Origin of the sequence: Paenibacillus lycopersici (genome assembly GCF_010119935.1) — a bacterium.
In the GTDB taxonomy this organism is placed as follows: Bacteria; Bacillota; Bacilli; order Paenibacillales; family Paenibacillaceae; genus Paenibacillus_Z; species Paenibacillus_Z lycopersici.
The window spans coordinates 3,014,239-3,039,723 of the sequence record NZ_CP048209.1; the positions used below are offsets into that span (position 1 = coordinate 3,014,239).

At 58.4% G+C, this 25,485-nt stretch carries 17 protein-coding genes; 16 read left to right on the top strand and 1 reads right to left on the bottom strand.

The features are described from left to right. Window positions 1-235 precede the first annotated feature (235 nt). Together GXP70_RS13460 and GXP70_RS13465 are read left to right on the top strand one after the other, a co-directional pair. Window positions 236-556: a transposase gene (locus GXP70_RS13460; protein ID WP_162355109.1), complete on the top strand. Its 321-nt coding sequence runs from the start codon at window positions 236-238 to the stop codon at window positions 554-556. Beyond that, the gene (locus tag GXP70_RS13465) at window positions 526-1,428 is read left to right on the top strand and encodes an IS3 family transposase (RefSeq protein ID WP_162360268.1); all 903 of its coding nucleotides are present in this window, start codon (window positions 526-528) and stop codon (window positions 1,426-1,428) included. The genes GXP70_RS13460 and GXP70_RS13465 overlap by 31 nt, the downstream gene beginning before the upstream one ends. A gap of 426 nt (window positions 1,429-1,854) precedes the next feature. Here GXP70_RS13465 and GXP70_RS13470 read toward each other — a convergent pair whose 3' ends face one another. Then, complete coding sequence (locus GXP70_RS13470; protein WP_162357290.1) at window positions 1,855-3,921, bottom strand: GxGYxYP domain-containing protein; 2,067 nt, start codon at window positions 3,919-3,921, stop codon at window positions 1,855-1,857. A 419-nt stretch (window positions 3,922-4,340) separates the two neighbouring features. Between GXP70_RS13470 and GXP70_RS13475 the strand changes: the two genes are divergently transcribed. From GXP70_RS13475 to GXP70_RS13540, 14 genes are all read left to right on the top strand, one after another. Further along, window positions 4,341-5,510, top strand: a complete 1,170-nt coding sequence (locus GXP70_RS13475; protein WP_162357291.1) for a GntR family transcriptional regulator — start codon at window positions 4,341-4,343, stop codon at window positions 5,508-5,510. A 339-nt stretch (window positions 5,511-5,849) separates the two neighbouring features. Continuing rightward, a complete protein-coding gene (locus GXP70_RS13480; protein WP_162357292.1) occupies window positions 5,850-8,045 on the top strand; it encodes a hypothetical protein in 2,196 nt (731 codons plus the stop codon). Between the two features lie 1,554 nt (window positions 8,046-9,599). Continuing rightward, entirely contained in the window at window positions 9,600-10,574 is a 975-nt protein-coding gene (locus tag GXP70_RS13485; RefSeq protein ID WP_162357293.1) for an ABC transporter permease, read from the top strand. Window positions 10,575-10,586: 12 nt separating this feature from the next. Further along, the gene (locus GXP70_RS13490; protein ID WP_162357294.1) at window positions 10,587-11,468 is read left to right on the top strand and encodes a carbohydrate ABC transporter permease; all 882 of its coding nucleotides are present in this window, start codon (window positions 10,587-10,589) and stop codon (window positions 11,466-11,468) included. Window positions 11,469-11,555: 87 nt separating this feature from the next. Further along, on the top strand, window positions 11,556-13,289 hold the full coding sequence (locus GXP70_RS13495) for an extracellular solute-binding protein (protein WP_162357295.1): 1,734 nt from the start codon (window positions 11,556-11,558) through the stop codon (window positions 13,287-13,289). 100 nt (window positions 13,290-13,389) lie between these two features. Beyond that, on the top strand, window positions 13,390-15,144 hold the full coding sequence (locus GXP70_RS13500) for a cache domain-containing sensor histidine kinase (protein ID WP_162357296.1): 1,755 nt from the start codon (window positions 13,390-13,392) through the stop codon (window positions 15,142-15,144). Continuing rightward, entirely contained in the window at window positions 15,137-16,678 is a 1,542-nt protein-coding gene (locus tag GXP70_RS13505; RefSeq protein WP_162357297.1) for a response regulator, read from the top strand. The genes GXP70_RS13500 and GXP70_RS13505 overlap by 8 nt, the downstream gene beginning before the upstream one ends. A 430-nt stretch (window positions 16,679-17,108) precedes the next feature. Further along, window positions 17,109-17,744, top strand: coding sequence for an FMN-dependent NADH-azoreductase (locus GXP70_RS13510; RefSeq protein WP_162357298.1), 636 nt, complete (start codon window positions 17,109-17,111; stop codon window positions 17,742-17,744). 974 nt (window positions 17,745-18,718) lie between these two features. Continuing rightward, window positions 18,719-19,879 carry a hypothetical protein gene (locus GXP70_RS13515; protein ID WP_162357299.1) on the top strand — a complete coding sequence of 387 codons (1,161 nt, stop codon included), beginning with the start codon at window positions 18,719-18,721 and terminating at the stop codon, window positions 19,877-19,879. 18 nt (window positions 19,880-19,897) lie between these two features. Further along, the gene (locus tag GXP70_RS13520) at window positions 19,898-20,497 is read left to right on the top strand and encodes a hypothetical protein (RefSeq protein WP_162357300.1); all 600 of its coding nucleotides are present in this window, start codon (window positions 19,898-19,900) and stop codon (window positions 20,495-20,497) included. A 280-nt stretch (window positions 20,498-20,777) separates the two neighbouring features. Then, a complete protein-coding gene (locus GXP70_RS13525; protein ID WP_162357301.1) occupies window positions 20,778-21,083 on the top strand; it encodes a hypothetical protein in 306 nt (101 codons plus the stop codon). Window positions 21,084-21,286: 203 nt separating this feature from the next. Continuing rightward, entirely contained in the window at window positions 21,287-22,084 is a 798-nt protein-coding gene (locus GXP70_RS13530; RefSeq protein ID WP_162357302.1) for a stalk domain-containing protein, read from the top strand. A gap of 344 nt (window positions 22,085-22,428) precedes the next feature. After that, window positions 22,429-23,487 (top strand): ubiquinol oxidase subunit II, encoded by a 1,059-nt coding sequence (locus GXP70_RS13535; RefSeq protein ID WP_162357303.1) that lies wholly within the window; start codon window positions 22,429-22,431, stop codon window positions 23,485-23,487. A 24-nt stretch (window positions 23,488-23,511) separates the two neighbouring features. Then, window positions 23,512-25,485: a cbb3-type cytochrome c oxidase subunit I gene (locus tag GXP70_RS13540; RefSeq protein ID WP_162357304.1), complete on the top strand. Its 1,974-nt coding sequence runs from the start codon at window positions 23,512-23,514 to the stop codon at window positions 25,483-25,485.

Below are 25,485 nucleotides of genomic sequence, written 5' to 3' on the forward strand. Positions count from 1 at the left end.
AGGCAACGTGGGAGTGACCTGACCACCGTTCGTAGCTTCGCGAGCCCTTGGGTCTCGGGCTAGTGGGCAGCTTAACTGAAACGTGCAACTATGGCAGCGGACACAGGATCCACTATTTTCTTGAAATCAATGGTTTTTGAATAGCAGCCGGACACAGTGCAGTTAGTATTAATAGTGGACACACGCTTAACGAACACAGGATAATACACGTAACGAATAAGAAGAGGTGTCCACTATGGGGGAACAACGGCAACGATACAACGAAGAATTTAAGAGACAAACAGTGCGATTCGTGCAGGAGCAAACGAAGTCCCTTTCGGATCTGAGTGAGGAGTTGAATATCCCCAAAAGTACGCTGAGTCAATGGATGACACAGTACCGACAGTTCGAAAAGGAGCCGGTGGTGAATCACCCTGAGAAAATCAAACTCCTCGAACAGTCACTAAAGGATGCTGAGCTGGAGAACCGCCGTAAAGAACGCGAGCTCGAAGACATGAAAGAAGAGCTCGCTATCCTAAAAAAAGCATTGCACATTTTCAGCAAAGCAAAGAACTAAGGTTCCAGCTCATCGACGAACACCGCTCCGAGTTCCGAGTCGAGAAAATGTGCGTAGTCTTAGGAGTATCCAAGAGCGGCTATTACAAATGGCTTGAAGCAACGCCTTCCGAGCGTCAACTGCGTAAAAAGCAGCTCACTGAAAGGATTACGTGGCACTTCTACGACTCACAGAAACGCTACGGCAGCCCGCGCATACACAATGAGCTCGTCAAAGAAGGCTGGGTCGTCTCTGAACGCACGGTAGGCAAGATCATGAAAGAGAACAACCTTCGCTCGTGCATGTCGGGGAAATTCAGAGTGACCACGACAGATTCTAAACACCAACTGCCGATTGCGCCAAACGTGCTTCAGCAAGATTTTACCGCAACGAAACCGAACCAGAAGTGGGTAGCGGATATTACGTATATCCCCTGCCGCCAAGGGAAGCTTTACCTGGCTAGCATTTTGGATTTATACACGAAGCAAATCGTAGGCTGGAAGCTTAGCAATACCATGACGACAGATTTGGTTTTGGACGCCTTGAAGCAAGCGTACGCGGCTAAGAAACCAGCAAAGGGTCTCATTCATCACTCTGATCGCGGATCGCAATACGCGTCCAAAGAATACCGCAAGCAGCTCAAGAAGTACAAAATGGAAGCCAGCATGAGTCGCAGAGGCAACTGCTACGATAACGCTTGTATCGAGGCGTACCACAGCATCTTGAAACGCGAATTGATCTACTGCAATCCTAAGTTTAAAACCCAGGCAGAGGCATACCAGGAAATCTACCGCTACCTGGAGTTCTTTTACAACCGCAAACGCTCGAACAGCACACTCGGCTACATTTCGCCGTATCTATTTGAGCAACTTTATTACGAAAAAAATGCATAATTTCTTGTCCACTTTATTGACGGAAGAGCACAGGATCCGTTATTGGGCTCGGAAATCGCCAAAATCCCGCTATTCGGACGAAATAAAGGATCTCCTGTCCGTCAGTATGCTGGAAATCGATCTTTTTCGGACAATAGCGGATCTCTTGTCCGTCGGGCCCGCCGGCGCCGAGCGCATGGCCGCCAGCGCCGGCGCCGAGCGCAGGGCCCGCCGGCGCCGAGCGCAGGGCCCGCCGGCGCCGAGCGCAGGGCCCGCCGGCGCCGAGCGCAGGGCCCGCCGGCGCCGAGCGCAGGGCCCGCCGGCGCCGAGCGCATGGCTCGCCGGCGCCGAGCGCATGGCCCGCCGGCGCCGAGCGCCATGCATTACATGCAAAAACGGCCTGCGGGGCTCATTCCCCGCAGGCCGTTTTGCTTTCAAATACCCAGCCTAGTTTGCCTTCGCCGGCAGGCCGTTCGCTTCGCGCACGAGCGCGAAATACTGGTCTGCCCGGACGGCTTGATAGTCGTTGCCGAGCGATTGGTTCAGCGACGCGACGTCGGTAGGCGTCATGCTCCACGCCAGCAGGCCGAGCGAGACGAAGAGCGGCGATTTGCCGTCCCAGTTCGCCTTGGCTTCGTCCAGAATGCGCTTGCCGTCCTGCACGGTGCTGATGCCTTGAATCGTCGACACCGGCAGCTTGCCGCCCTCGATCGAGATGCCGTAGCGGTCTTCCCAGCTCAGGAACACGCCCGGTGCGCGATATTCGTTCGCATACGCGGCGACCTTGGCCGCGCTGAGCGGCACGTTCTGGCCGGCGACGCGGTTCAGCACGTACGGGATCGTCATGCCGGTCTTCTTCATGTACGAGTACGTTTGTTTCAGATAAGGCGCGAACGTGGCGTCAGGCCAAGCGTTCGGATAGAAATACCCGGCGCCCGACGGACCTGCGATAATCTCGTCGTTCGGCGTCGCGGTGCTGAGGTAGTGATCGAGCATGACCGGCGCGCCGTCGTACAGCAGCGGGCTCGACGTCCAGTTGATCGGCACCTTGCCGCGGTTCGGATCGTCCCACAGGACGCGCAGCCGGTGCTCGTTGTACTGGAAGTTGTCGCCTTCGCTGAACGTATAGGTGACGTAGATTTTATTTTCCAGCTTCGGCGTCTTGGCCGGGGCGGGCAGCTTCACTTTCATGGACGTGCCGGAGAACACCGACATGTTGCTGAACCAATCCGCGGCCAAGACGTAGACGCCGTGCTGCGACGTAATTTCGACGGAATTGAACTCGCCCTGAACGTCGTTGCTGAACCAGCCCAAGTACGGCGTGCCAGGCTTGACGTCCGACAGGATGCGTTCGAACAGCTCGCGCTGCTCGGGCACGTTCGCGTCGAGCCAGAAGACCATCGCCTTGTTGGCGACCGCGTAATCGCGCAAGTAGCCGTAAGGCTCCTTCTGCTCCGAAGACAACGGCTGCTCGCTGCCGGCCGATACCTTGTATTGATTCCACATGTCGACGGAGGCGGTCAATTGCTTCGTGCCTGCGGGCGGCGTGAACTTGTACACGAAGTAGCGGCCGTTATCGGCAAAGCGATGACCGCCGCTTCCGTCCGAAAGCTGCGAGCTTTGCGCATCGTACAGGAACGGCGTCTCGTCCGCCGTCCCCGGCACGAAACGGGCGATCGTCTGGCCGTCCGCCTTCACGGTCACTTCATGCACCGCGGAGCCCCAGCCGTCTTGCGGGAACGCGTCGTCGAAACGGAGATAAACCGAGTCTTTGCCCAGGAAAGAACTCAGATCGAGATCGTAGACGCTGCGGTTCTTCGCGTCGCGCTCCTGCGTCGTATCGGCGGCGATCGTCTTGAAGGAAGCGGGGAGTCCGTCCGGGATGGGAACGGACGTATCCGGGCTCAGCCCGATCAGCATCCGGTGCGTCGTTTGGCCCCACAGATGCTCGTACTCCCACGTGTAGGCATCCAGCCGATCCTTGAATTTGCCGCGTAGATCGTCAAGCACCTTCAAGCCGAAAGGGGCGGCTGCCAGCTTCTGCGCCAGCTCGGGACTAGCGACGATGGCGTTCTCGAGTCCGGCCATCGTCGTCGCGACGTTAATGGAATCCGGCACGTTCGGATCGTATACGATAACGCCTTTGACCTCGTTCTTGAACGTGCGCACGATGTCCCAGTAATTGTCTCGGACCTTGTACGGCACGTCGAGATCGTTCAGCCACGTGAATTTGCCTTCTTCCTTGCTTTCGAGCAAATAGATGCGGGGCTGCTCGCGGTTGACGATACCCTGCAGCGTAGCCAGCATAATTTTGACGTCGCCGGGCGCGCCGTAAATATCGGCGACTTCGAGCTGCTTGACTTTGGCGAAGCTCGGCAGCGCTTGACCGGCAGGCCAGCTGATCGCGCTTTTGTTCTTGGCGGCGGGCTGCCCGGGAGTTTCCGCCGATGCGCCGATGGTGAAGGTGAGCAGGCAGGCAATCGCCAGTCCTGCCGTCGTTGTCGTTCGAAACATGAATCGAACACCTCGTTTGGGTTAGTGTGAGAATCGCTTATTCCGCGCCGCCCCTCTTCAACTCCTCGTCAGCGGCGCTGCTTCAAACAAGTCCGTCGTCATGAATCCATGCGCTGCTTCTTGCTTCAAGCCGTTCTTGCGCATGCTTTACACGATTCACCTCCTGATTGAGTCCCGTATCGTCCACTCGCACAACGTGCAATGAACACGATATATATTTAATATATTAGATATGTAAAATCAATGCATTCGACAAAAGATCCGATCGATCAACATGAAATTGATTCGTTCGATCGGGAGTGCATAATGGGCAATCCATTGGATAAAGAGGTATCTAGGCGCATGGAATCATGCTTGCACAGCCGCTTACAAAAATATATTATATATACGAATAAGACACAGAGAATTGGTGGTGTGACATGAGCACGGCCGAACGAATACCACTTTACCAGAAGATTCAGGATTACATTCGCGAACTGATCGAGACAGAGGGGTTGAAAGAAGGGGATCGGATCCCGACAGAGAAAGAGCTGATGGAGAAGTTTAACGTCAGCAAAATTACGGTTGTCAATGCGTTGTCCGGACTAGCGAACGAGAAAATCATTTCGCGCGTACCCGGGCGGGGCAGCTTCGTGAGCGAGCGAAACAAAGAAACGGCGGCCGATACGCAGCATCCGGTTTCGGCGCATTCGCCGGCAGGCTCGGCGGCTTCGGAGCCGCATGAATCCGGGCTGATGAGGAGGGGGGTCGTCGGGCTTGTCATGCCGTCGATTTACGATTTCTTCGCGATGCGGCTCGTCGAAGGCATACGAAGCACCTTGGAAGAGAAGGGCTGCCGCTGCGTCATACTGATGTCCGGCGGGGATCCGAAGCAAGAGATCGAAGCGATCAAGACGCTGAAGGAAATCGGCGTCGAGGGGCTGTTGATCTTCCCGGTCGACGAGGAACGGTATAATGAAGAGATTCTCGCCATGAAGTTCTCGGGCTTTCCTTTCGTTCTGATCGACCGTTTCCTGCCCGGCGTTGAGACGAATTACATCGCGGCGGACGGCCGGATGGGCGCGAGCCTTGCGGTGGATCATCTCTGGGAGCTCGGTCACCGGGAAATCGCGATCTGCTCCGATTCGCCGCTGCAGACGGTCACCGTGCAGGAGCGGATCGAAGGGTACATGAACGCGCTCAAGAACAAAGGGGCGATGATCAACCCGGCGCATATGATCACGGAATTCAGAATGAACGAAACGGATAACCCGGAGCAGCATCCGCTGTACCGCTATATCCGCAACCGGATGGCGACCGCCTACATTACGCTGAACGGAAGGCTTGGAATCGAGATCTATCAGATGGCCAAGCATGCCGGGCTCAGCGTGCCGGGCGACGTCTCCATCGTCAGCTTCGACGACCCGACCTCGATCGTGGAAGATTTCGGCATCTTCACGCATGTCAAGCAGTACGAGTACGACATGGGCTGCCGGGCGGCGGAGATGCTGCTGCAAGTCATCCGGAACGGCAAAGGCAAATACATGAAGACGCTGATCGAGCCCGAGCTGGTCGTCCACCAGACGACCGGAGCGCCGACGGTCAAGTAAGCGTGCGAACAACGAACCGATCCAATAAACCGGCTTCCTTTTATCAGGAGGCCGGTTTTTGTTTTGATCGCATAAGCCAATAAAAATATATTGAATATATATAATGAATATTATATATTAAGTGCAAGAAGCTGGCTCTCGGCTCCTACGTCCGCAATGATGGAAACGGACTGTGACGATGCGATGAAATACACCAACGAGAACCTGAAGGGCAAAGAAGTCGTTACGCTGCAAATGCCTAACTAATCTTATAAGGCGGCGTTTTTGTCAAGAGCCTCGCCGGCGAAAGCCGGCAGGCTTTTTTAATCGATCAAGGCAAATTAAAGGAGGCAGTGACGCATGGCACGAAGAGCGAAGGCGAATCCCGAATGGACGGGCTTTCAGGAGTCGCGCCCGTACGGGACGAAGTATGATTTGCGCACCGATTTCGTCATGGTGTACGGCATCGGGAATGATTTGCCGGCACGAATCGAAGGCTGGAAGCAGGCCGGGTATACGATACACTTGATGACAGGCGTATCCTGGGGAGAATACCAGGATTATTTGTACAGCCGGTTCGACGGACGCGATCACTGGGACGAGGCGCAGAAGGACCGCGAAGGCAACCTGATCCAGCATGGCAAGGACGTTCCGTATATGGTGCCGACGATCGCGTTCTCGGAATACCTCGCGACGTACATCAAGCGGGCGATCGATTGCGGCGTCGAAGCGATTCATATGGAAGAGCCGGAATTTTGGGCGCAGGCGGGTTATTCCGAGGCGTTCAAGCGAGAATGGCTCACTTACTACGGCGAGGACTGGATTCCGCCGCATTCGTCGCCGGATGCGCAGTATCGGGCGTCCAAGCTGAAGGCGGCCATGTATTACCGGGCGCTCGACCGGATTTGCAGCCAGATGAAGGAATACGCGCTCGTCACGTATGGACGGACCGTCCGTTTCTATGTGCCGACGCACAGCCTGATCAATTATACGCAGTGGCGGATCGTCAGCCCCGAAGCGATGCTGGTGTCGATGCCGGCATGCGACGGCTTCATCGCGCAAATATGGACGGGAACGGCGCGCACGGCGAACGTCTACCGCGGCGTTCGCCGCGAGCGCACGTTCGAGACGGCGTATCTGGAATACGGCATTATGCAGGAGCTGACGCGAGGCACCGGGCGGGAGATGTGGTTCCTGCATGACCCGATCGAGGATAACCCGCGTTACACGTGGAGCGACTATCGTTATAACTACCGGCAGACCGTCGTCGCGTCGCTGCTTCATCCCGGCGTAAGCCAATATGAAGTCTGTCCGTGGCCGTGGCGGGTGTTCTCGCTGAAGTATCCGACCGAAGACGGCACGGGCAAGGAGACGATTCCGGGCGAATACGCGACCGTTCTGCTGACGGTCATGAGCGTGCTGCGGGATATGCACAATCACGAGGAAGAAGCGGGCGGCGCGGCATATACGAAAGGCGTCGGCCTCTGTCTCGCCAACTCGGCGATGTATCAGCGGGGAGACGTGATCGGGGAGGGCGAGGACAAGGGCATGTTCAAGTACGACGGCACCGGCTCGTCCGACAAGCTGACGGCGGAACAGCAAGATCTGCTCGACTGGTCGGCGTTCTACGGGCTGGCGCTGCCGCTCGTGAAGAAAGGCATCCCGCTGCGCCCGGTGCAGCTTGACAATATCCTGACCTTCCCTGGCTATATCGATGACTACCGGGTGCTGCTGCTCAGCTACGAATTCATGAAGCCGGAGCATCCCGGCATCCATCAGGCGCTCGGACAATGGGTGCGCGAGGGCGGCGTGCTGATCTATGTCGGCGACGGCTCCGATCCGTTCCATAACGTGCAGGAATGGTGGAACCGCGGCAACGGCGCAAGGAAGTACGACCGGCCCGAAGAGCATCTGTTCGAATCGATGGGGCTCGGCCGCGAGCCGAAGGAAGGCGAGCATACGGTCGGGCAAGGCGCGGTCATCTACTTGCGCGTCAATCCGGTCGCGCTGTCGCAGTCCGGAGAAGGGGCGGATCGCGTCACGGCGAGCGTTCGCCGCGCGCTCGGCATCCGCGGGGAAGAGCGGGATTATTCCGAAAGCGGCGTCTTGCGAATTCAGCGCGGGCCGTACGTCATCGCGCAGGCGATGGACGAGACGGGCTTGGAATCCGGTACGCTGCTGCAGGGCTCGTACATCGATTTGTTCGAGGCCGGTTTGCCGGTGCGCGACGGATTCGCGCTGAAACCGGGCGAGAACTGCCTGTTGTACGACCTCGGCCATGGAGCCGGCTCGGCTGCGGCGTCCGCCGAACCGGCCATTCTGATCAGCTCGTCGCGTATCCGCGATGAGCGCGACGATGCGGGAGCCTTCGGCTTCTTATCGGAATCGCCGTCGGATATGATCGTCAGCACGCGCATTCGCTGCGCCTCGGAGCCGAAACGGGTTACGGCGGACGGCAAACCTGCCGAATTCGATTACGATGCGGCTTCGGGCACGCTGCTCCTCCGGCACGAAGGGCAGCCAACCGGCGCGGCGATCGCGATCGAATGGCATTGACCGGCGGCGCCGGGCGCGGATAACGACTGGGATGCGGCGGTCGCGAGAGCGGCTGCCGCATTGTGAACGGTGTGCGGATAAACCGGTGCACTCGTGTATCGGTCTAATCCGTGCGAACGCGGGTGCAGCTATCGCCATTTCCTGGCGAAGCATTTGCGCGTGTCCGGTCCCGGACGTTGCACTAGCAACGCGTTAACCAAGCTGCCTTCGGGCGGCTTTCAGAGTGTCGAGGAAGTCCGCGGGACTTCCCGGCACTTTTATTTTGATGCGGTTGGTCCCGTCTCGGAGCGGATAATCGAGCGGAACGGATCGGGCGCCTACTATAATGTGATCATGCGGAAATTCGCGGTACTTCAGCTCCATATAGTGAAATGGGGCTTTCCCGAGGGTCTGAGGAGGTACAAGGGCAGCGCTCTACCGCGAATGTAGTGTACGTGGTACAACTCTTTGGCCGAACTCAGCGGAATATTGCCAATGTAGTGCACCAGGTTCACTAGCATGCAAAGAACCCTGCACCCCTGCCGCAGAATGGAGAAAAGTCGAAAAGTTGCTATACGAGCAACATTATTCGCCTTAGACCGATAAAAATGCGGGAAAAGTTGCTGTTTGGGCAACTTTTCCCGCATCAGACCGGTAATAATGCCGGTAAAGTTGCTGATCGGGCAACTTTTCCTTGTACCAACAACACTTTGCCCGAACTCAGCGGAATATCGCGACTGTCGTGTACCAGGCTCAACTCTTTGCCCGGTACTTTCATTCCCGGCCCGGAAACAAGAGATCACCCGCCGTATAATTCGACCGCTTGGGGACTTGGACTTGGGTTCCGCTGCCGCAAGCAGGCGGCTTTCTTTGGGCAGCCTCTGCCTCAGTCTGTCGAGAACGTTCGACGCCACCTATGTCGCATGTACGGAAAAGATCCCTCTTCCTAAGACGAGCGGACAGAGGTTCCTTTATTGGGGTGAAATCGGGCTTTCGGGGCAACGCACGGACACAGGATCCGTTAATGTCCCCGAATGACGTCGAAAACAGGCTAATTAGCCGATATAGCGGATCTCCTGTCCGTGAGCACGCGGAAAAACGTAATACAGAAGCGGATAGCGAACCTCCTGTCCGCGAGCACGCGGAAAACCAACGGATCTCCTGTCCGCTTCCTTGCATGGGCGGACGCAAGTGTACCTGCCGTCATGAAGCCGGCTGGCTAGAAACATACAGCAGTCCATGCCGCGCCGGCGAAGCGCCAACAGGAACTGTTCGTGCTCCGGGCGCGGTTTGCCACGAGCCTGCTCGAAGCAGCGTGTAGTTCCCAACAATCTGAGGCTGCCTTCGGGCAGCCTTTTTCGCGTCGGGCGAACGCATGGGCCGAGCTTCTTCCCCGGCGAGAATCCGTGCAGCCTGTCAGCTCAGCTGGTATAGTGGAGTACCCGGCAACTGCAAACGCAGTGTTTTTGTGCACCTTTTCAGTCAGTCAGTGCACCTTTTTCATGTAAGCGCTTGCTATACTAGGGGAGATCAAAACGGCGGCAAACCGCAAACGCAACGAAGGGGGCAACACCATTGTCAAAATCTAGCCTCGGGCCGGCCGCGGTCCCGGCAATCGGAACGGCGGCCGCGGTTCCGGCGAAACGCGGTCTATGGCGGCGAATCGTGGAGCACCGCATCCTGTATCTGATGTTCCTGCCCGTCGTCGTCTACTATGTCATCTTCCGCTACTGGCCGATCGTGCTGGCGTGGATCGTCGCGTTCAAAGATTTGCAGCTGGGCACGGGCGTGTTCAGCAGCGAATGGGTCGGCTTCGCCAACTTCCGGACGCTGTTCGAGGATCCGGAGATCGTTGACGTCATGCGCAACACGGTCGAAATCAGCCTGCTCCGCATAGTCGTCGGCTTCTTCCCGCCGATCGTGCTCGCGATCATGTTCCACGACCTCTCGTCGCGGCGGCTGAAGAAATGGCTGCAAAGCGCGGTGTACATTCCGCATTTCTTCTCATGGGTGATCGTATACGGCATCGTTTTCGCGTTTTTCTCCACGGGCTCGGGCTTCGTGAACAACGTGCTGGCATGGTTGGGCCATGATCGGTATGAATTCTTCCTCTCGGAGTCGTGGTTCCGTCCGCTGCTGCTCGGCTCGGCGCTATGGAAGGAGATCGGCTGGAGCACGATCATCTACCTCGCGGCGCTGACGACCGTGGACCCGCAGCAGTACGAAGCGGCGACGATCGACGGCGCGGGGCCGATCAGAAGGATTACGGCGATCACGCTGCCGAGCATTCTGCCCGTCATGACGTTCGTGCTGTGCATCAGCCTCGGCAACATCCTGTTCGCGGGCGGCGAGCAAATCCTGCTTTTCTACAACAAAGCGGTGCTGGATTCCGCCGACGTCATCGAGACATGGGTGTACCGCGAAGGGCTGAGCCGGCTGCAATTCAGCATCGGCACGGCCGTCGGCGTCTTCCAGTCCATCATCGGCATGATCTTCATCCTGGGCAGCAATTTCGTCGCCAAAAAATATACCGGCCGCGGCATCTGGTAGAAAGGGGTCACCATGTTCTATAAATCGCGCAGCGAAATCATCTATCAGACGATCATTCATATCATCGTCATTCTCGTCGCCGTCACCGCCGTGTTCCCGCTCGTCTACGTGCTCGGCATGTCGATCACGACCAAGGCGGAAATGATCCAGCGCAACTATTTCGTCATTATCCCGAAGGAACCGACCCTCGAAGCCTACAAGCGCATCATGGCCTCGTCCGTCGTCTGGCATTCCTTCCTGATTTCCGTCTTTCGCAGCACGGTCGGCCCGCTGCTCGCGCTGGCGCTGACGACCATCGGCGCCTACGTGCTGGCACAGCGCACGCTGCCGGGGAGGAACCTGTTCCTGTTCTTCATCCTGGCGACGATTCTGCTGAACGGCGGCATGATACCGACGTATCTCGTCATCAAGCAGCTGGGCCTCATTAATTCGCTCTGGTCCATGGTGCTGCCGCTGCTCGTCGACAGCTTCGGCCTGCTCGTGATCAAGATCTTCATCGAGAACTTGCCGGACGGGCTGATCGAGTCCGCCAAGATCGACGGCGCCAGCGAATGGAGCACCTTCACGCGCATCGCCGTGCCGCTGGCCGCGCCGGCATTGGCCGCTATCGGGCTGTTCAACCTCGTGGCGCACTGGAACAGCTGGTTCGACGCGCTGCTGTACCTGAACGACAAGTCGAAGTATCCGCTGCAAATGGTGCTCAAAAACATGCTCACCGTCGATTCCATCAGCGGCGACAACATGAACGGCATGCTGAAATCGACGCAGGCCGTCAGCACGGAGACGATCAAAATGGCGACGGTCGTCATCGGCCTCGTGCCGATCCTGTGCGTCTACCCGTTCCTGCAGAAGCATTTCGTCAAAGGCATGTACCTCGGGGCCGTAAAAGGCTGATCCCGATACTTGGCGGTGAAAGGGAGCCGTCTTCCGGCGGTTTCTTCACATAATTCGCAAGCGAGAAGAGAAAGGGGAAATCGAAGCATGAGAAAGAAATCGACCTACGCCTTATTGTCGGTCATGCTCGCATCCGTAACCGTGATGAGCGCATGCTCCGGCAATTCGAATGGCGGTAACGGGGCGAACGGCGGCGGAGCGAACGCGGCGGCGAACAATGGCGGCGCCCAGACGAATGCCGGAACGAACGCCGGCAGCGGCAATGGCGCGAATGCAGGAGGCGCGGCGTCAGGACCGCCGGTAACGGACTTGAGTTTCCCGGACGCGTTCCCGGCCGTGCCGAAGGCCGTCGACAAGTCCGTCTACGCCTACGACGACATGAGCAAGTCGTACGACTTGGACGTCATGGTGTCCGGCTCCTTCAATCAGCCCGTGCCCGAGGATAAGGTCAAGGAATACCTCGAGCAGAAGTTTAACGTGAAGCTGAAGTTCACCTCGATGAATTCGGACGATCTGAAGAACTCCGTCAGCGTCCGCTTCGCCTCCGGCGACGAGCCGGACATGGTCATGATGCCGGACAAGAACGTCGCGTTGTCGCTGTACAACGCGGGTCAGCTGCTGGACGGCAAAGAAGTGCTGCCGTATATGCCGCAGGCGCTCGAGTACGTCACGAAGGATTACGAGAAATGGGCGACGACGAAGGACGATCAGCTGATCGGCGTGCCGCGCTACAGCGTGTTCCCGGACAACTGGTCCTATTTCATCCGCCAGGATTGGCTGAAGGAATTCGGCATGAGCATGCCGACGAACGAGGATGAGCTGTTCGCCTACGCCAAGGCGGTCGTCGAGCAGGATCCGAACAAGAACGGCAAAGCGGATACGTGGCTCATGGGCGCGGCGGGCGCCGGCAACGGCTGGTCGATGATGGATTCGCTGAAATCGATGTACGGCCATCCGAGCTGGAACGTCGAGGACGGCAAGATCAACCATCCGATGCTCGACGGCACGACCAAGCGCTTCCTGGAATTCATCAAGAAGCTCTACGACAACAAGCTGCTCGCGCCGGATTGGTACACGATTGGCTGGGAGCCGTTCAAAGCGTACAGCTTGAACGACCAGATCGGCCTCGTCTGGTATCCGGGCTGGAATATCGTGCAGGAGCAGTACGACGCGAAGAAGAAAGACGCCGCGGCCGCGAATCTGTGGGAGCCGGTTCCGCCGATGAAATCGAACGACGGCAAGGGCGGCATGTACGGTCCGGGAGGCAACCCGGGCGGGCTGTTCATCTTCTCCAAGAAGCTGAAGGACGATCCCGGCAAAATGATGCGGCTCGCCCACATGCTCGACACGATGATCTATCCGAACGAGAACTACTGGGCGGTGTCGCAGGGCGGCGGACCTGAAATCTTCCCGGACGATTCCACGGTGAAGCTGAACGACGACGGCACGAACGTCTTCTTCATCAAGGATTCGCATATCCAGAAGGCGAAGCCGGAATATCAATCGCTCGCGGACTGGCAGTTCTTCGGCTATACGCTGATCTGGCAGGTGTACGACGACGAACCGGTCGGCGTGACGGGCAGCAAATGGAATCAGCAGATCATCGCGATGCCGCGTTACAAGAACTACGACATGAACCTGACGCTGGACGGCCCGACGAGCCAGAAGCTGACGGACTTCCAGAACAAGAACGAAATCGCCTTCGTCCTTGGCAAAAAGTCCTTTGACGGTTGGGATAAGTATGTGGAAGAATGGAAGAAAGCAGGCGGGCAGAAACTGATCGACGACGCCGCAGCGCAGCTCGGCGTAGCCAAACCGTAAGAAGCTGCCTGCGACGGCATACCCATGAATGCGCTTGCGCGCGTTCATGGGTATGCTGGTCTATTCGCAAGAAACCGCCGCCAGGGAGGGTGCAGCCGGATTGAAACGCCGCTTGAAACCGGGCTCGCGGGCCAAATTGATACTGCTGTTGTTCGTGCCGAGCACGCTGTTCGTGTTCTTCGTCATTCAAATCGCCAAGGAGTACACGCTCGGATTTCTTCGGGAAACGCAGAACGAGGCGCTTGCCGGCATGTCCAGCCAGGTGACGCATCTCATCTCGATCTACAACAACGAAATTACGTTCAACATGCTTGAGATGGAGCAGACGATCAAGCAGGAAGGGGGCGCGGGGGACGGCTTGAGCAGCGCCATGCGCACGGCCGTCCAAATCCGCTCCGACTTCGTCCGGGGCGTCGTCTACATTCGCCGCGACGGCGCCATTACGGGCTACCCGCAGAATTTCTGGGGCAATTTCTCGCAGAAGGAAGAACGCCTCGTGCGCGAGCAAGCGGAGGCGAGCGGCGGCGTATTCACGTGGTCGGACACGATCCGGTCCGATATCGGCCGCACCGGGGCGTTCGGGCCGACGAGCATCGTCACGAAGACGGTGTTCGACGAAGGGGGGCAGCCCTCCGGGTACTTGGCCTTCCTCGTCGATTTGTCGGCATTCCTGGAACGCAGCGCGGCGTTCGCCGGCAGCTACGACACGCAGACGCTGTTATATGACAGCGACGACAAGCTGATCGATTACATCTGGGCTAGTCCCTCCGGCGGTTATAAAGGCTTCATCGCCGAGTCGAACGTGGAGACGCTGCCGCAGGCGCTCCGCTTCTTCCGCGAGAAGGGCATCTATCATTCCGTCTCGTCCATGGGCACGAACCTGAAGTGGAAGGTGATCGTCGTCGGCGACGTGAACAAGCTGGAAAGCCGGTTCAAGCCGCTCGGCAAGATCGCCTGGTCGCTGCTGCTGTTCGGTCTGGTCGGTTTTCTGGGCATATACGTCACCGTGTCCTGGTGGTTCACGCGGCCGATTATGGCGCTTACCAAGGGCATCCGGAAAGTCGCGCGCGGCGATCTGGAGGCGAAGGTCGAAGTCAAGCAGAAGGACGAGCTCGGCGAGCTGGCGAACCAGTTCAATCAGATGACGCGCAAAATATCCGAGCTTGTCACAGGCCTGCAGCGCACGGAGGAAGCGAAGCGGGAATCCGATATGCAGGTGCTGCTGTCGCAGATCAATCCGCATTTTCTATACAATACGCTGAACACGATCGACATCATGATCGACGTCGGCTCGAAACGCGACCTGCACGAGATGATGGGCGTGCTCTGCCGGCTGTTGAAGTACAGCCTGGACGGCGATCCGCAGCCGCCGCTCGAAGAGGAGCTGCGCTACGCGGGCGATTACTTGCATATCCAGTCCGTCCGGTACGGCAACCGGTTCAATTTCCGGATCGACCCGGCGCCGCCTGAGCTCGCGCGGATGCCGGTGCCGAAGCTCGTGCTGCAGCCGATCGTCGAGAACGCGGTGTTCCACGGCCTCCATGCGCTGGAAGGCCGCAAGGGCGAACTCGTCGTCTCGGTCCGATCCGAGGCGAAGGGCGTCGTCGTGTACGTGCGCGACAACGGCGTCGGCATTCCGCCAGAGCGGCTGGAGCGTCTCCGGCAAGCGCTGCGGGACGGAGGCGATCCGGCGAGCGGGCGCGGCATCGGCATGCTGAACGTCCACCGCCGAATCGGGCTGCATTTCGGAGAAAGGTACGGGCTGTCCGTCAACAGCGAGCCCGGGATCGGGACGACGATCGCCATTCAACTGCCCCGGCAGGAGGCTGGGGGAAGGAGAGCTGCGAATGAGTGAACAAGCGATACGTCTATTGGTTGTCGACGACGAGCCGCTCGCGCGGATGCGCATCCGGACGTTCGATTTGGCGGCGCGCGGCTACATCGTCGCCGGCGAAGCGGAGAACGGCGAGCAGGCATGGCGCATGATCGGCGAGCTTCAGCCGGATATCGTCATCGCCGACATCGGCATGCCGGTGCTCGACGGACTCGGCTTGCTGACGCGGATCCGTCGCATGGCTGCGCCGCCTGTCGTCATTCTGCTCACGTGCTTCGAGGATTTCGATAAAGTGCAGTATGCGCTGCGGCACGGCGCTTCCGACTATTTGACGAAGCTGCTGCTCAGCGAAGAAGAGCTCGTCGCCAGCCTGGACCAGGCCGCGGCGGAGCTCAGGAGGAAGCGCCAGCAGAAGCAGTGGTCGGACCGCCAGCTGCTGCATGAGCTGCTGCTCGCGGACTCGGAGCCGGAAGCGGCGGCGCTGGCCGGCGAATTGACCGGCTTCCGGCAGTTCAGGCTCGGCCTGCTGCGGTTCCCGGCAGGCTCGGAAGTGCCGGCGTCGCATCTGGCCGGCGCCTACGAGCTGGAAGCCGCGCCTTATGCCGCGCGCGCCGTCCGGCTGGAGGAGCCGCTTTGGGCGCTCGTGCTCGCGTCGGCGGAGCCGAACGGCGCCGCGGCCTTCAACGCCTGGGCGGCGGATCGGCTCAGCCGCGGCTATGACGCCTGCGCGTCCGCGGGCGTGCTTCCGCTTCAGGCGCTGTCGGATGTCGTCTATACGGCTTCGAGGCTGCCGGCCGCGCTGGCGGAGTGCCGCAGGCTGCTGGCGCAGGCGTTCTATGCGCCGCCAGGGATCGTCGTTACGGACGACGCCGCGGGCTTCGAAGCGGTCGAAGCCGCGGCTTCCGAGGAGCGGCTCGAGGCCGTGCACGCAGACATCCGCAAGGCGGCGGAGGAAGAAGACGCCGGCGCGTTGGCGAAAGCGCTGTCCGCGTGGCGGGAAGAGGTCGCCGGCCATTTGAAGCCGGGCCCGGAGCGGCTGAAGCATGCCGCCTTCGAGCTCGGCGGCTGCTTCCCGGAGCATGCGGCGCTGGAGACGGAAGAAGGGGACGCGGCGGTAGGGGCATGGCTTGCGGACGCGATCGCGGAAGTCGGGCATGCGGGCGAGCTGGCCGGCATGCTCGAGCGGCTGCAGCGCGGGTTGAAGCGCCGCCCCGCGAACTTCCGCTTGGAGATTCGCGAGGCGATCGCTTACATCCGCAGCCATTACCGCGAGGATCTCGATCTGGCAACCGTCGCCCGGCACGTCAATCTCAGTCCGAGCTGGTTCGGCACGCTGTTCCGCAACGAAACCGGCATCGGGTTCATGGATTATCTGCAGAATTACCGATTGGAACAGGCCCGGTCGCTGATGACGAAGTCCGATCTCAAAATTTACGAAATTTCCGAGCTGGTCGGAATCGGCAATCCGCGGTATTTCTCGCGGTTGTTCAGCGACAAATACCGGATCAGCCCGCAGGATTTCCGAAGCAAGGCGCGGAGCAGACGATACGGCTAGCGGCGCGGCAGGCTGTGCTTCGCAGCGAGTCAGTGCCTCGCAAGCGTGTCGGCGCCATGCTGTACGTGTCAAGTGCCTCGCCGTGAAAGCCGGTGCCTCCCTCGCTGCGCCAATGAGCGCCTCGCAGCGCCAGTCAGCATTTTGGTTCGCGTGCCCGCACCTCGCAAGCGCGTTGATTGCAAGAAGCTATATGTATACGAAACGGGCATTCCGCCGATCCGGCGGGATGCCCGTTTCGTCATTTGCGGGAAGCGGCCGCCGAACTTGCGGCGGCGGCGCATACCGGCGGGCTGGGAGCGATGGGAATGATTGGCGGTATCCTCGGCGAAACCAGAGCACTTTAATGTGCCTTCTTCACAGCGCGGCGGATTTGGCGCATACTGAACAAAGTCTTAATATTAAAGCAACTAGACAAGGAGAGAATATTCATATGGCAACCGTACTGTATATTACCGCACATCCTCACGACCACCAGGCATCCTTCAGCATGGCCGTGGGCAAAGCGTTCATCGATGCTTACCGCGAAGCGAACCCGTCGGACGAAGTCGTCCATGTCGATCTCTATAAAGAGAACATCCCGCAGCTTGACGCCGACGTCTTCGCAGGCTGGGGCAAACTGCAATCCGGCGCGGGCTTCGAGCAATTGTCCGACGAGGAGAAAGCCAAAGTCGCCCGCCTTGGCCAGCTGTCGGAGCAATTCGTAGCCGCCGACAAATACGTGTTCGTCTCCCCGATGTGGAACTTCTCGTTCCCGCCGGTACTTAAAGCTTACGTCGACGCGGTCGCCGTTGCCGGCAAAACGTTCAAATATACGGCCGAAGGTCCCGTCGGCCTGCTGACGGACAAGAAAGGCCTCCACATCCAAGCGAGCGGCGGCGTCTATTCCGAAGGTCCTGCGGCCGGCTTCGAAAGCGGCTTTAGCTACCTGAAGAAAATTTCGATGTTCTTCGGCATTCCGTCCTTCGAAGGCCTGTTCGTCGAAGGCATGGCTGCCAACCCGGCGGCGGCTCCGGAAATCAAAGCCAACGCGATCGCGAAAGCGACCGAGCTGGCGGCGACGTTCTAAACCTGCAAATCACTCGCCTTCAGTTAACTGGCATTCGTTAACTGGCATTCGTTAACTGGCATTCCAAGCGGCGGTGGCAGTTGGTCGTCGATGATAATATGCTAATCGTAATACGGACAACCTGCCCGTTTGAAGAGGCTGTCCCAAAAATATGTTAAGGGACGGAATTAACAGCTGATATCGCAAAGGGATGGTCCCAAAAGTAGGCTAGGGAAAGCTCAGAACCGTACAAAAACCACAAAGACCCAAGATGGCAGAGCTAGCTCTGCCATCTTGGGTCTTTGTGCATGACCGCTGTCATCTTTAGCAGATTGTGGGCAAGTGAAAGCCACCCGACCTCCAAGCTTACTGGGTAAGCCTTGTAGCAGGTACCTTCAGAATCCCCGGTTGCCCTTCAGTTGTCCGAAAACACAATCCGGCTCATGCATCCTCCGGAAAAAGGTTTGGGAAACGGACATGAGATCCTTTATTTGCTCGTATGCATCGTTTTTTCGCGCGCTGTCGGACAGGAGATGCGCTATTTCTGCCGAAAGCCGGATTTTTGCAGCACTCCGGAGCCCATAACGCATCCTATGTCCGATCACTGCCTCGATATCGCCGATTGCGATCAAATAGCGGATCGTCTGTCCGCCTGCCTATGTCTGTTCGTGGAGGAGGTACACGTCTGACGATGCATGTTGCCCGCCCGGTAACGTTGTCAGCCGCGGACTTCGGTTCGAACGCCTTTCAACAGCCTGCGGATCGGGCGAAGAGCCCTATTCTTAAGAAGGGGCTTCCCACCGTCTAACATGACTATGGGACGGCCGCTTTTTGTTGTTTCTTCGATGCTCCGGCAGGATGCCGCCGTCGACAGATATTGGCAATGCGCGGGCATTTTATATGGTAGGATAGTAAGGTCGTATGCAACAAGCGCTTATCCAGCATGCGTTATGCAACATGCGTTATGCTATATTCGTTCTACGGCAAAGACAATTATGAAACATGACGATACGCGCTGCGTACAATTCATTACGATTCGATTGCTGGGGGAATGGCGTATGGGACTGATGGATTGGATCAGGGAAGGCATTACGGGGCAGAAAGTATGCCCGATCGAGCATTTGGAGGCTTACAAGCGGCTCGGCGAGCAGGTGTATTCGCTGCACGTGGAGCTGGCAGACAGCCCGTCGCCGCGGGCGCAGGCGTTCGTTCAGGCGGCGCGAAGCCTGCAGACGATGGCGGACGCGCTGATCGGGGATGCCTTGGACGGCGACAAGCCGAAGCCGGTGCCGGTCATCACCCACGATCAGGCCGACGCATGGTACGGCGCCCTCCCCGATATTATGGTCGCCGCGAGGCAGGAGACGGCTTTCGCGAATGCTGCGCGGATTGCGCTTCCCGTGACGCTCGGCGAGCAGCTGGAAGGGCCGCAGCCTTGTCCGGAGCAGCATCTGGCCGGCCTGCGCAGGGCTGCCGGCGACATGGAGGAGCTGCTGAAGCTGGACATCGAGCTTGCCCGGAGCGAAGGAGAGACGTACAAGGAAGCGATTCTGCTGTACGAGGAGGCGAGGACGCGCCGCCAGGCCGCCGATTCCATCGTCGGCACGATATCGGACGGCCGCCGCGTATCCGCCGAAACGCATGAAGAAGCGGAAGCGCAATATTGGATCGCGTTGTCCAATTTCATCCTGATCGCGCAAGGACTGAAGGAACCCGGGCTGCTGAAAGGGACGATCGGCAGCGCGAACCGGAGCGGCGCGGCCTTCAAGCGATGCAAGCTGGATTCCCGCGACATCTGGAAAGTGACGTCGGAATTGGCAATCCGCGACATCAACCGCTCCGGCGAACGCGAACAGGCGATCGAGGATTTGACCGAGCACTGGGAGCTGTTCGTAGAGACGAGAGTCGAGCGGGAGTACGAAACGACCGTCGAGGAGCTGCTCGCGCAGGGCATGATCAGGGAAGATTCCTATTGGTACTGCTGCCCGTTCCCGTCGGTGTACAGGGTTACCGCACCGTACGTGAACGTGCTGGGCAATCACGTCCCGCGCGGCCATGTCTTCGTCTTCGAGTACGGCGACGACGGCGAACCGGGCAGATTCATCACGCAGGCGTCGTTCCAGGCGGCGGATTCGCGGAAATACTGCGAAGACTAAAGCGGCGGGGGCGATCGTATGGGCGTGTGGGGAAAGGTCAAAGGCTGGTTTCGTTCCGAATCTTCGGACGGCGGCAGAGCGGAGCCGTCGTTCGAAGCCTATCTCGAAGCCGCGGGCGAGCAATTGCGGGAATTCGCCGTCGCGATCAGCAAGCTGGAGTCCGAGCTGCTGAGCGCGAAGGAACGCGCGCGCGGATTGGAGCGGCAGGCGGCGGGCTTCCGTAGCCAGGCCGAACAAGCGGCGGCACGGAACGATGCGGACGGCGCGCGTGCGGCGCTGGAGCGCGAGTACGATCGCAAGCGGCAGTCGGCCTCGACGCAGCATGTCGTGTCCGACATGGAAGCAAGCATCGCGGAGACGAAATCGCGCTTCGCCTCGTTCAAGCAGGCCGTCGACGAAGCGAGCGCGAAGCACGACGAACTTCATATGCGCGCGCTTGCGGCTTCGGCGGAATGGGAGGCAGGCCGAGCGGTCGATGCGGAACTGCAAGCGGCGCGGCTGCGGCGGCTATCGCAGGACGCGCTGAATGCCGAAGCGCTTGCGGAGCTGCGGCAGACGGACGGCGCGGATGCCATCGACGAAGAAATCGCCAAGCTGCTGCGGGACAGCAAATCCTGAGACGGCAGGGGTTGTCATGATGACTCCTGTCGGAAAGCGGATTGATAGAAGCAACGGCTATCGCGAAGATGCGGCCCCGCCAAGGTTCATTGAACCGGCGGGGCTGTTTTCGTAGATGATTTTGAAGGTTAAGTACATATCGAAGCTTTGAAGCGGCTATTAGAAAACTGTCGAAATTTCATCATGTTAAAAAAATCTTTATTATTGAACAAAAAGTGAACGCCACGTGACAAATTTGTGATATACTATAATCACAATATACCAACGGGAGTGTTACGCGATGAACGACAACAAACAAGCAGCCGGCGCTAAACTGCAAACGCCTTCCCAAGCCGAGAAGATTAAGTACTGGACCTCGCTGATGCCGAAGATCGGTTTGGCGCTGATGATTATCGGCGTGATTATGAGCGTGTGCTTCTCTTATCGATTCGCGGATACGAATTTGGGACTGATGGTCGGTTTCGGGTTTATTATCGGCGGCATTCAAGTGCTGCTGCTTGGTTCGTTGTTCCACGCGCTTCAGCCGAAGTTCGTCCAGCAGGCCAAGGCGCCGGCGCACCAGTCGATGGAACGCGTTCAGCACTAAAGACAGCGCGTAACCCGCGCACAGAAGCAAGAGAGGCAGCGATCATTTCGCTGTCTCTTTTTTTGCTGTTTCTCTTTTTTATGGCCCGAACCGGTGCATGGCTCAGATTTGTTGAACGGCCATGCGTCTATTTTCCGAATCGACATCATAGCTTACTATAATCGCGCATCGATTCCGGGAATTGGACAAGGAGGGCGGCACGCATGAATAAAGGCTTCTTCCGCTGGATGGGAGCGCTGGGATGCGCCCTCGCGCTGCTTGCGTTCCTGCAGCGGCCCGTAGACGCGGCCTCGACAACAGCCGTGTATATGAATGGCGTGCAGCTGCGCTTCGACAGCGTACAGCCTGTCCTGGAGGACGGCCGGCTGCTTGTGCCGTTCCAAACGCTGTTCGAAGCGCTCGGCTGCCAAGCGAAACGGGTCGATGCCGGCGGAATGCGGAAGGTGATCGGCACCAAAGCGGGAATGACCGTTGAACTGACGATCGACAGCCGAACCGCAACGGCTGACGGCAGCAGCTTTGACTTGGATGTCCCGGCCCGGATGATCAAGGGAAACGCGATGGTTCCGCTGCGCTTCGTGGCTGAACACAGCGGCTACCGTGTCCATTACGCTGCAGCCAACGGCGCGGCGACCGTAACCTTAATCGAAATCGGCCGGCCCGAAGGAAGCGGGAAGCCCGATCAAGACATCATCAAGGCCGAGCCGAACGTCGTGCAGGGCTACGCGCGGGATTCGCAAGGGAAGGCGCTCATGGGCGTGTCTGTCTATGCCGAGCATCAGCTTGCGTATACCGGCTATCCGTCCGCCGTCACGGACGCGAACGGTTATTACCGCATCGAACTGCCTGATCTGGCGACGACCTGGCGCGTGAGCAGCGCGTACGCCATTGCGCTGAACGGCGCGGAGCGTCCGGTATCGCTGAAGCCGGACAACGACGAAGCGTTCGAATGGAAGACGGGGGCCGTGCGCGATTTTACGCTGGAAGCAGGCACGAGGTGACCGCCAGCCGCATGTATGACAGCGGGGAGCGCAGAAGGCAATGCGTCAGGCGTGTGCGCGCACGTGTATATATACATAACGGTCGGCCAGAGCTGCTGGACGGCCTTTTATTTTGCCCGGAAACGCAGATGCGGACCGATTTCCTGATTTTTCCCCTTTGGGCACGGAAGGCCGTTGGAAGCCCTTACTTCGCCATTCGTGAACGACTGTTGAACGAAAAGTGTCTGAAAAGAAACAGAACAATGACGGATTTGTTAACGGCAGTTCCAATTGCATCGGCTTCTGCTATGCTAGCGTCAAAGGGCCATAAAGCACGCTTGTATGTGTTAGGAGATGAGTAGCAAATGAAGAAACGATCCAAACTCCGCGGCGTGATGCTGCTGATATCCGGACTGTTGACGACCGTCCTGCTGTCGGGCTGCGACGGCAAATTCGTCGTCTTCGATCCGCAGGGACCTGTGGCGCAGACGCAGTTCAGGCTTATTATTTTATCAGCCATCCTGTGCGCCATCGTCGTCGTTCCCGTCCTTGCGATCACGGTGTTCATCGTCTGGCGCTACCGCGACAAACCGGGCAACACGGCGCCGTACAAACCGCACTGGGACGACAGCAAGGTGCTGGAGATTCTGTGGTGGGGCATCCCGATCGTCATTATCGCGATCTTGGGCGGCTACACGGCGAGAGACACGTACGCGCTGGCGAAAACGCCGAAGACGGCCGTCACGGACGTCAAGCCGATCAAGATTCAAGTCACGTCGCTCGACTGGAAATGGCTGTTCCAATATCCGGACCAGAACATCGCCACTGTCAATTACGTTCACATTCCGGCCGGGGTACAGGTTCACTTCGAACTGACAAGCGACGCGCCGATGAACTCCTTCTGGATTCCGCAGCTGGGCGGCCAGGAATACACGATGCCGGGCATGGCCATGTCGTTGTGGCTGCAAGCCGATAAGCCGGGCGAATATTACGGAACGGGCGCGAACTTCAGCGGCAAGGAATTCGCTCATATGCGCTTCAACGTCGTCGCCGAATCGCAGGCCGATTTCAACAAGTGGGTCGATACCGTCAAGTCGTCCGACCACGAGCTGACCGAGGCCGGATACAACGAGCTGACGCAGAAGGGCAAATCGGATGAACAAACCTTCTCCTCTTATCCGCCTGACCTGTTCGATTCCGTCGTGGTGAAGAACGGCGCTCATCATATGGATATGGATATGGATATGAACATGGATATGGGCACGGATTCGGATAAGAACAAGTCCAACGATCAGAACAGCCAAGCGGAGGGACAGAAGTCCAATGACGCGGACGCCCATGACATGAATCATATGGACGGCATGGATATGAGCGATATGAATATGAGCAACAACAGTTCAAGTGAAATGAATCACAATCATTAGTTGGATGAAGGAGGAGCACCTCTTATGTATGCCAGTATAAAATCATTCGCCTCCTCATTTTTTGTGACGGGCGATCCGCTCATCTACGGCGCGGACGTCTCCATCGGTCTTACCTCGATCGCCATCCTGTTCGTGCTTTTCTACTTCAAGAAGTGGGGCTGGCTGTGGCGGGAATGGCTGACGACCGTCGATCACAAAAAAATCGGGATCATGTATTTGATCGCCTCCTTGCTTATGCTGTTCCGGGGCGGGGTCGACGCTTTGCTGATGCGGGCGCAGCTCGCGCTGCCGAACGTGCAGTTCCTGCAGGCCGATCACTATAACGAAGTCTTCACCACGCACGGCACGATCATGATTCTGTTCATGGCGATGCCGATGATGTTCGGTCTGTTCAATATGGTCGTGCCGCTGCAGATCGGCGCGCGCGACGTCGCGTTCCCTTACTTGAACGCCGTCAGCTTCTGGCTGTTCTTCTTCGGCGCGATGCTGTTCAACATCAGCTTCGTCATCGGCGGCTCGCCGGATGCGGGCTGGCTCAGCTATCCGCCGCTCTCGGAGATGTCGGGCAGCCCGGGCGTCGGGCAGAACTTCTACATCTGGGGCATTCAGATATCGGGCATCGGGTCGCTCGCGACGGGGATTAACTTCATCGTGACGATTCTGAAGATGCGCGCGCCGGGCATGAAGCTCATGAAGATGCCGATGTTCACCTGGTCGGTATTCTCCAGCAGCATCATTATCATCTTCGCGTTCCCGATCTTGACCGTAACGCTTGCTTTGCTCTTCATCGACCGTTACCTCGGCGGCCATCTGTTCACGATGGACGGCGGCGGCTTCCCGATGATGTACATCAACCTGATATGGATGTGGGGCCATCCGGAAGTATATATCGTCGTCCTGCCGGCGTTCGGGATCTTCTCGGAAATCGTGGCCACCTTCTCGCGGAAACGGATATTCGGCTACAAGTCGATGGTGTTCGCGCTTATGAGCATCAGCATTCTGTCCTTCTTCACCTGGGTGCATCACTTCTTCACGATGGGCTCGGGTGCGGACGTCAACGTCGCGTTCGCGATCGCCACGATGGCGATCGGCATACCGACGGGGGCGAAAGTGTTCAACTGGCTGTTCACGATGTTTCGCGGGCGGATTCGGCTGGAGCAGCCGATGATGTGGACGCTCGCGTTCATTCCGTGCTTCGTCGTTGGCGGTGCGACGGGCGTCATGCTCGCGGTGGCGCCGGCGGATTATCAATACCATAACAGCTATTTCCTGATTGCGCACTTCCACCAGGTGCTGATCGGCGGCGTCGTGTTCGGTTACCTCGCCGGGATTTACTACTGGTGGCCGAAGCTGTTCGGCTTCAAGCTGAACGAGCGCTTGGGCAAATACGCCTTCTGGCTGTGGAATATCGGCTTCTACGTCTGCTTCATGCCGCAATACGCGCTCGGCTTCATGGGCATGACGCGCCGCGTCTACACGTACGGCTGGGATATGGGCTGGGGTCCGCTTAATCTGGTGTCCACGATCGGCGCGTTCCTGATGGGGATCGGCTTCGTGTTCCAGGTATGGCAAATCCTGTACAGCGTTAAATACGGCGAACGCGACACGACGGGCGATCCGTGGAACGCGCGTACGCTGGAATGGTCGATTCAATCGCCGCCTCCGCTGTACAACTTCGCGGTCGTGCCGGTGGTCGAAGAGCGCGATCCGTTCTGGGAAGAGAAGGAACGCCGCGATTTCGCTCCCGCGCCGCTGATACCGGCATCGCAATTGGAGCCGATTCATATGCCGAAGAATTCCGGCGTGCCGTTCGTATTCTCCGCATGCTGGTTCGTAGCCGGGTTCGGCTTCGTGTTCGGCTGGAACTGGATGGCGTTCACGGGCTTGGCCGGCGTAGGCATCTCGCTGCTCGTCCGCTCGTTCCAGTACGATACCGATTATTATGTGCCGGTGGATGAAGTCATCGAGACTGAAAAGGCAGCAGGGAGGGCGGTTTAA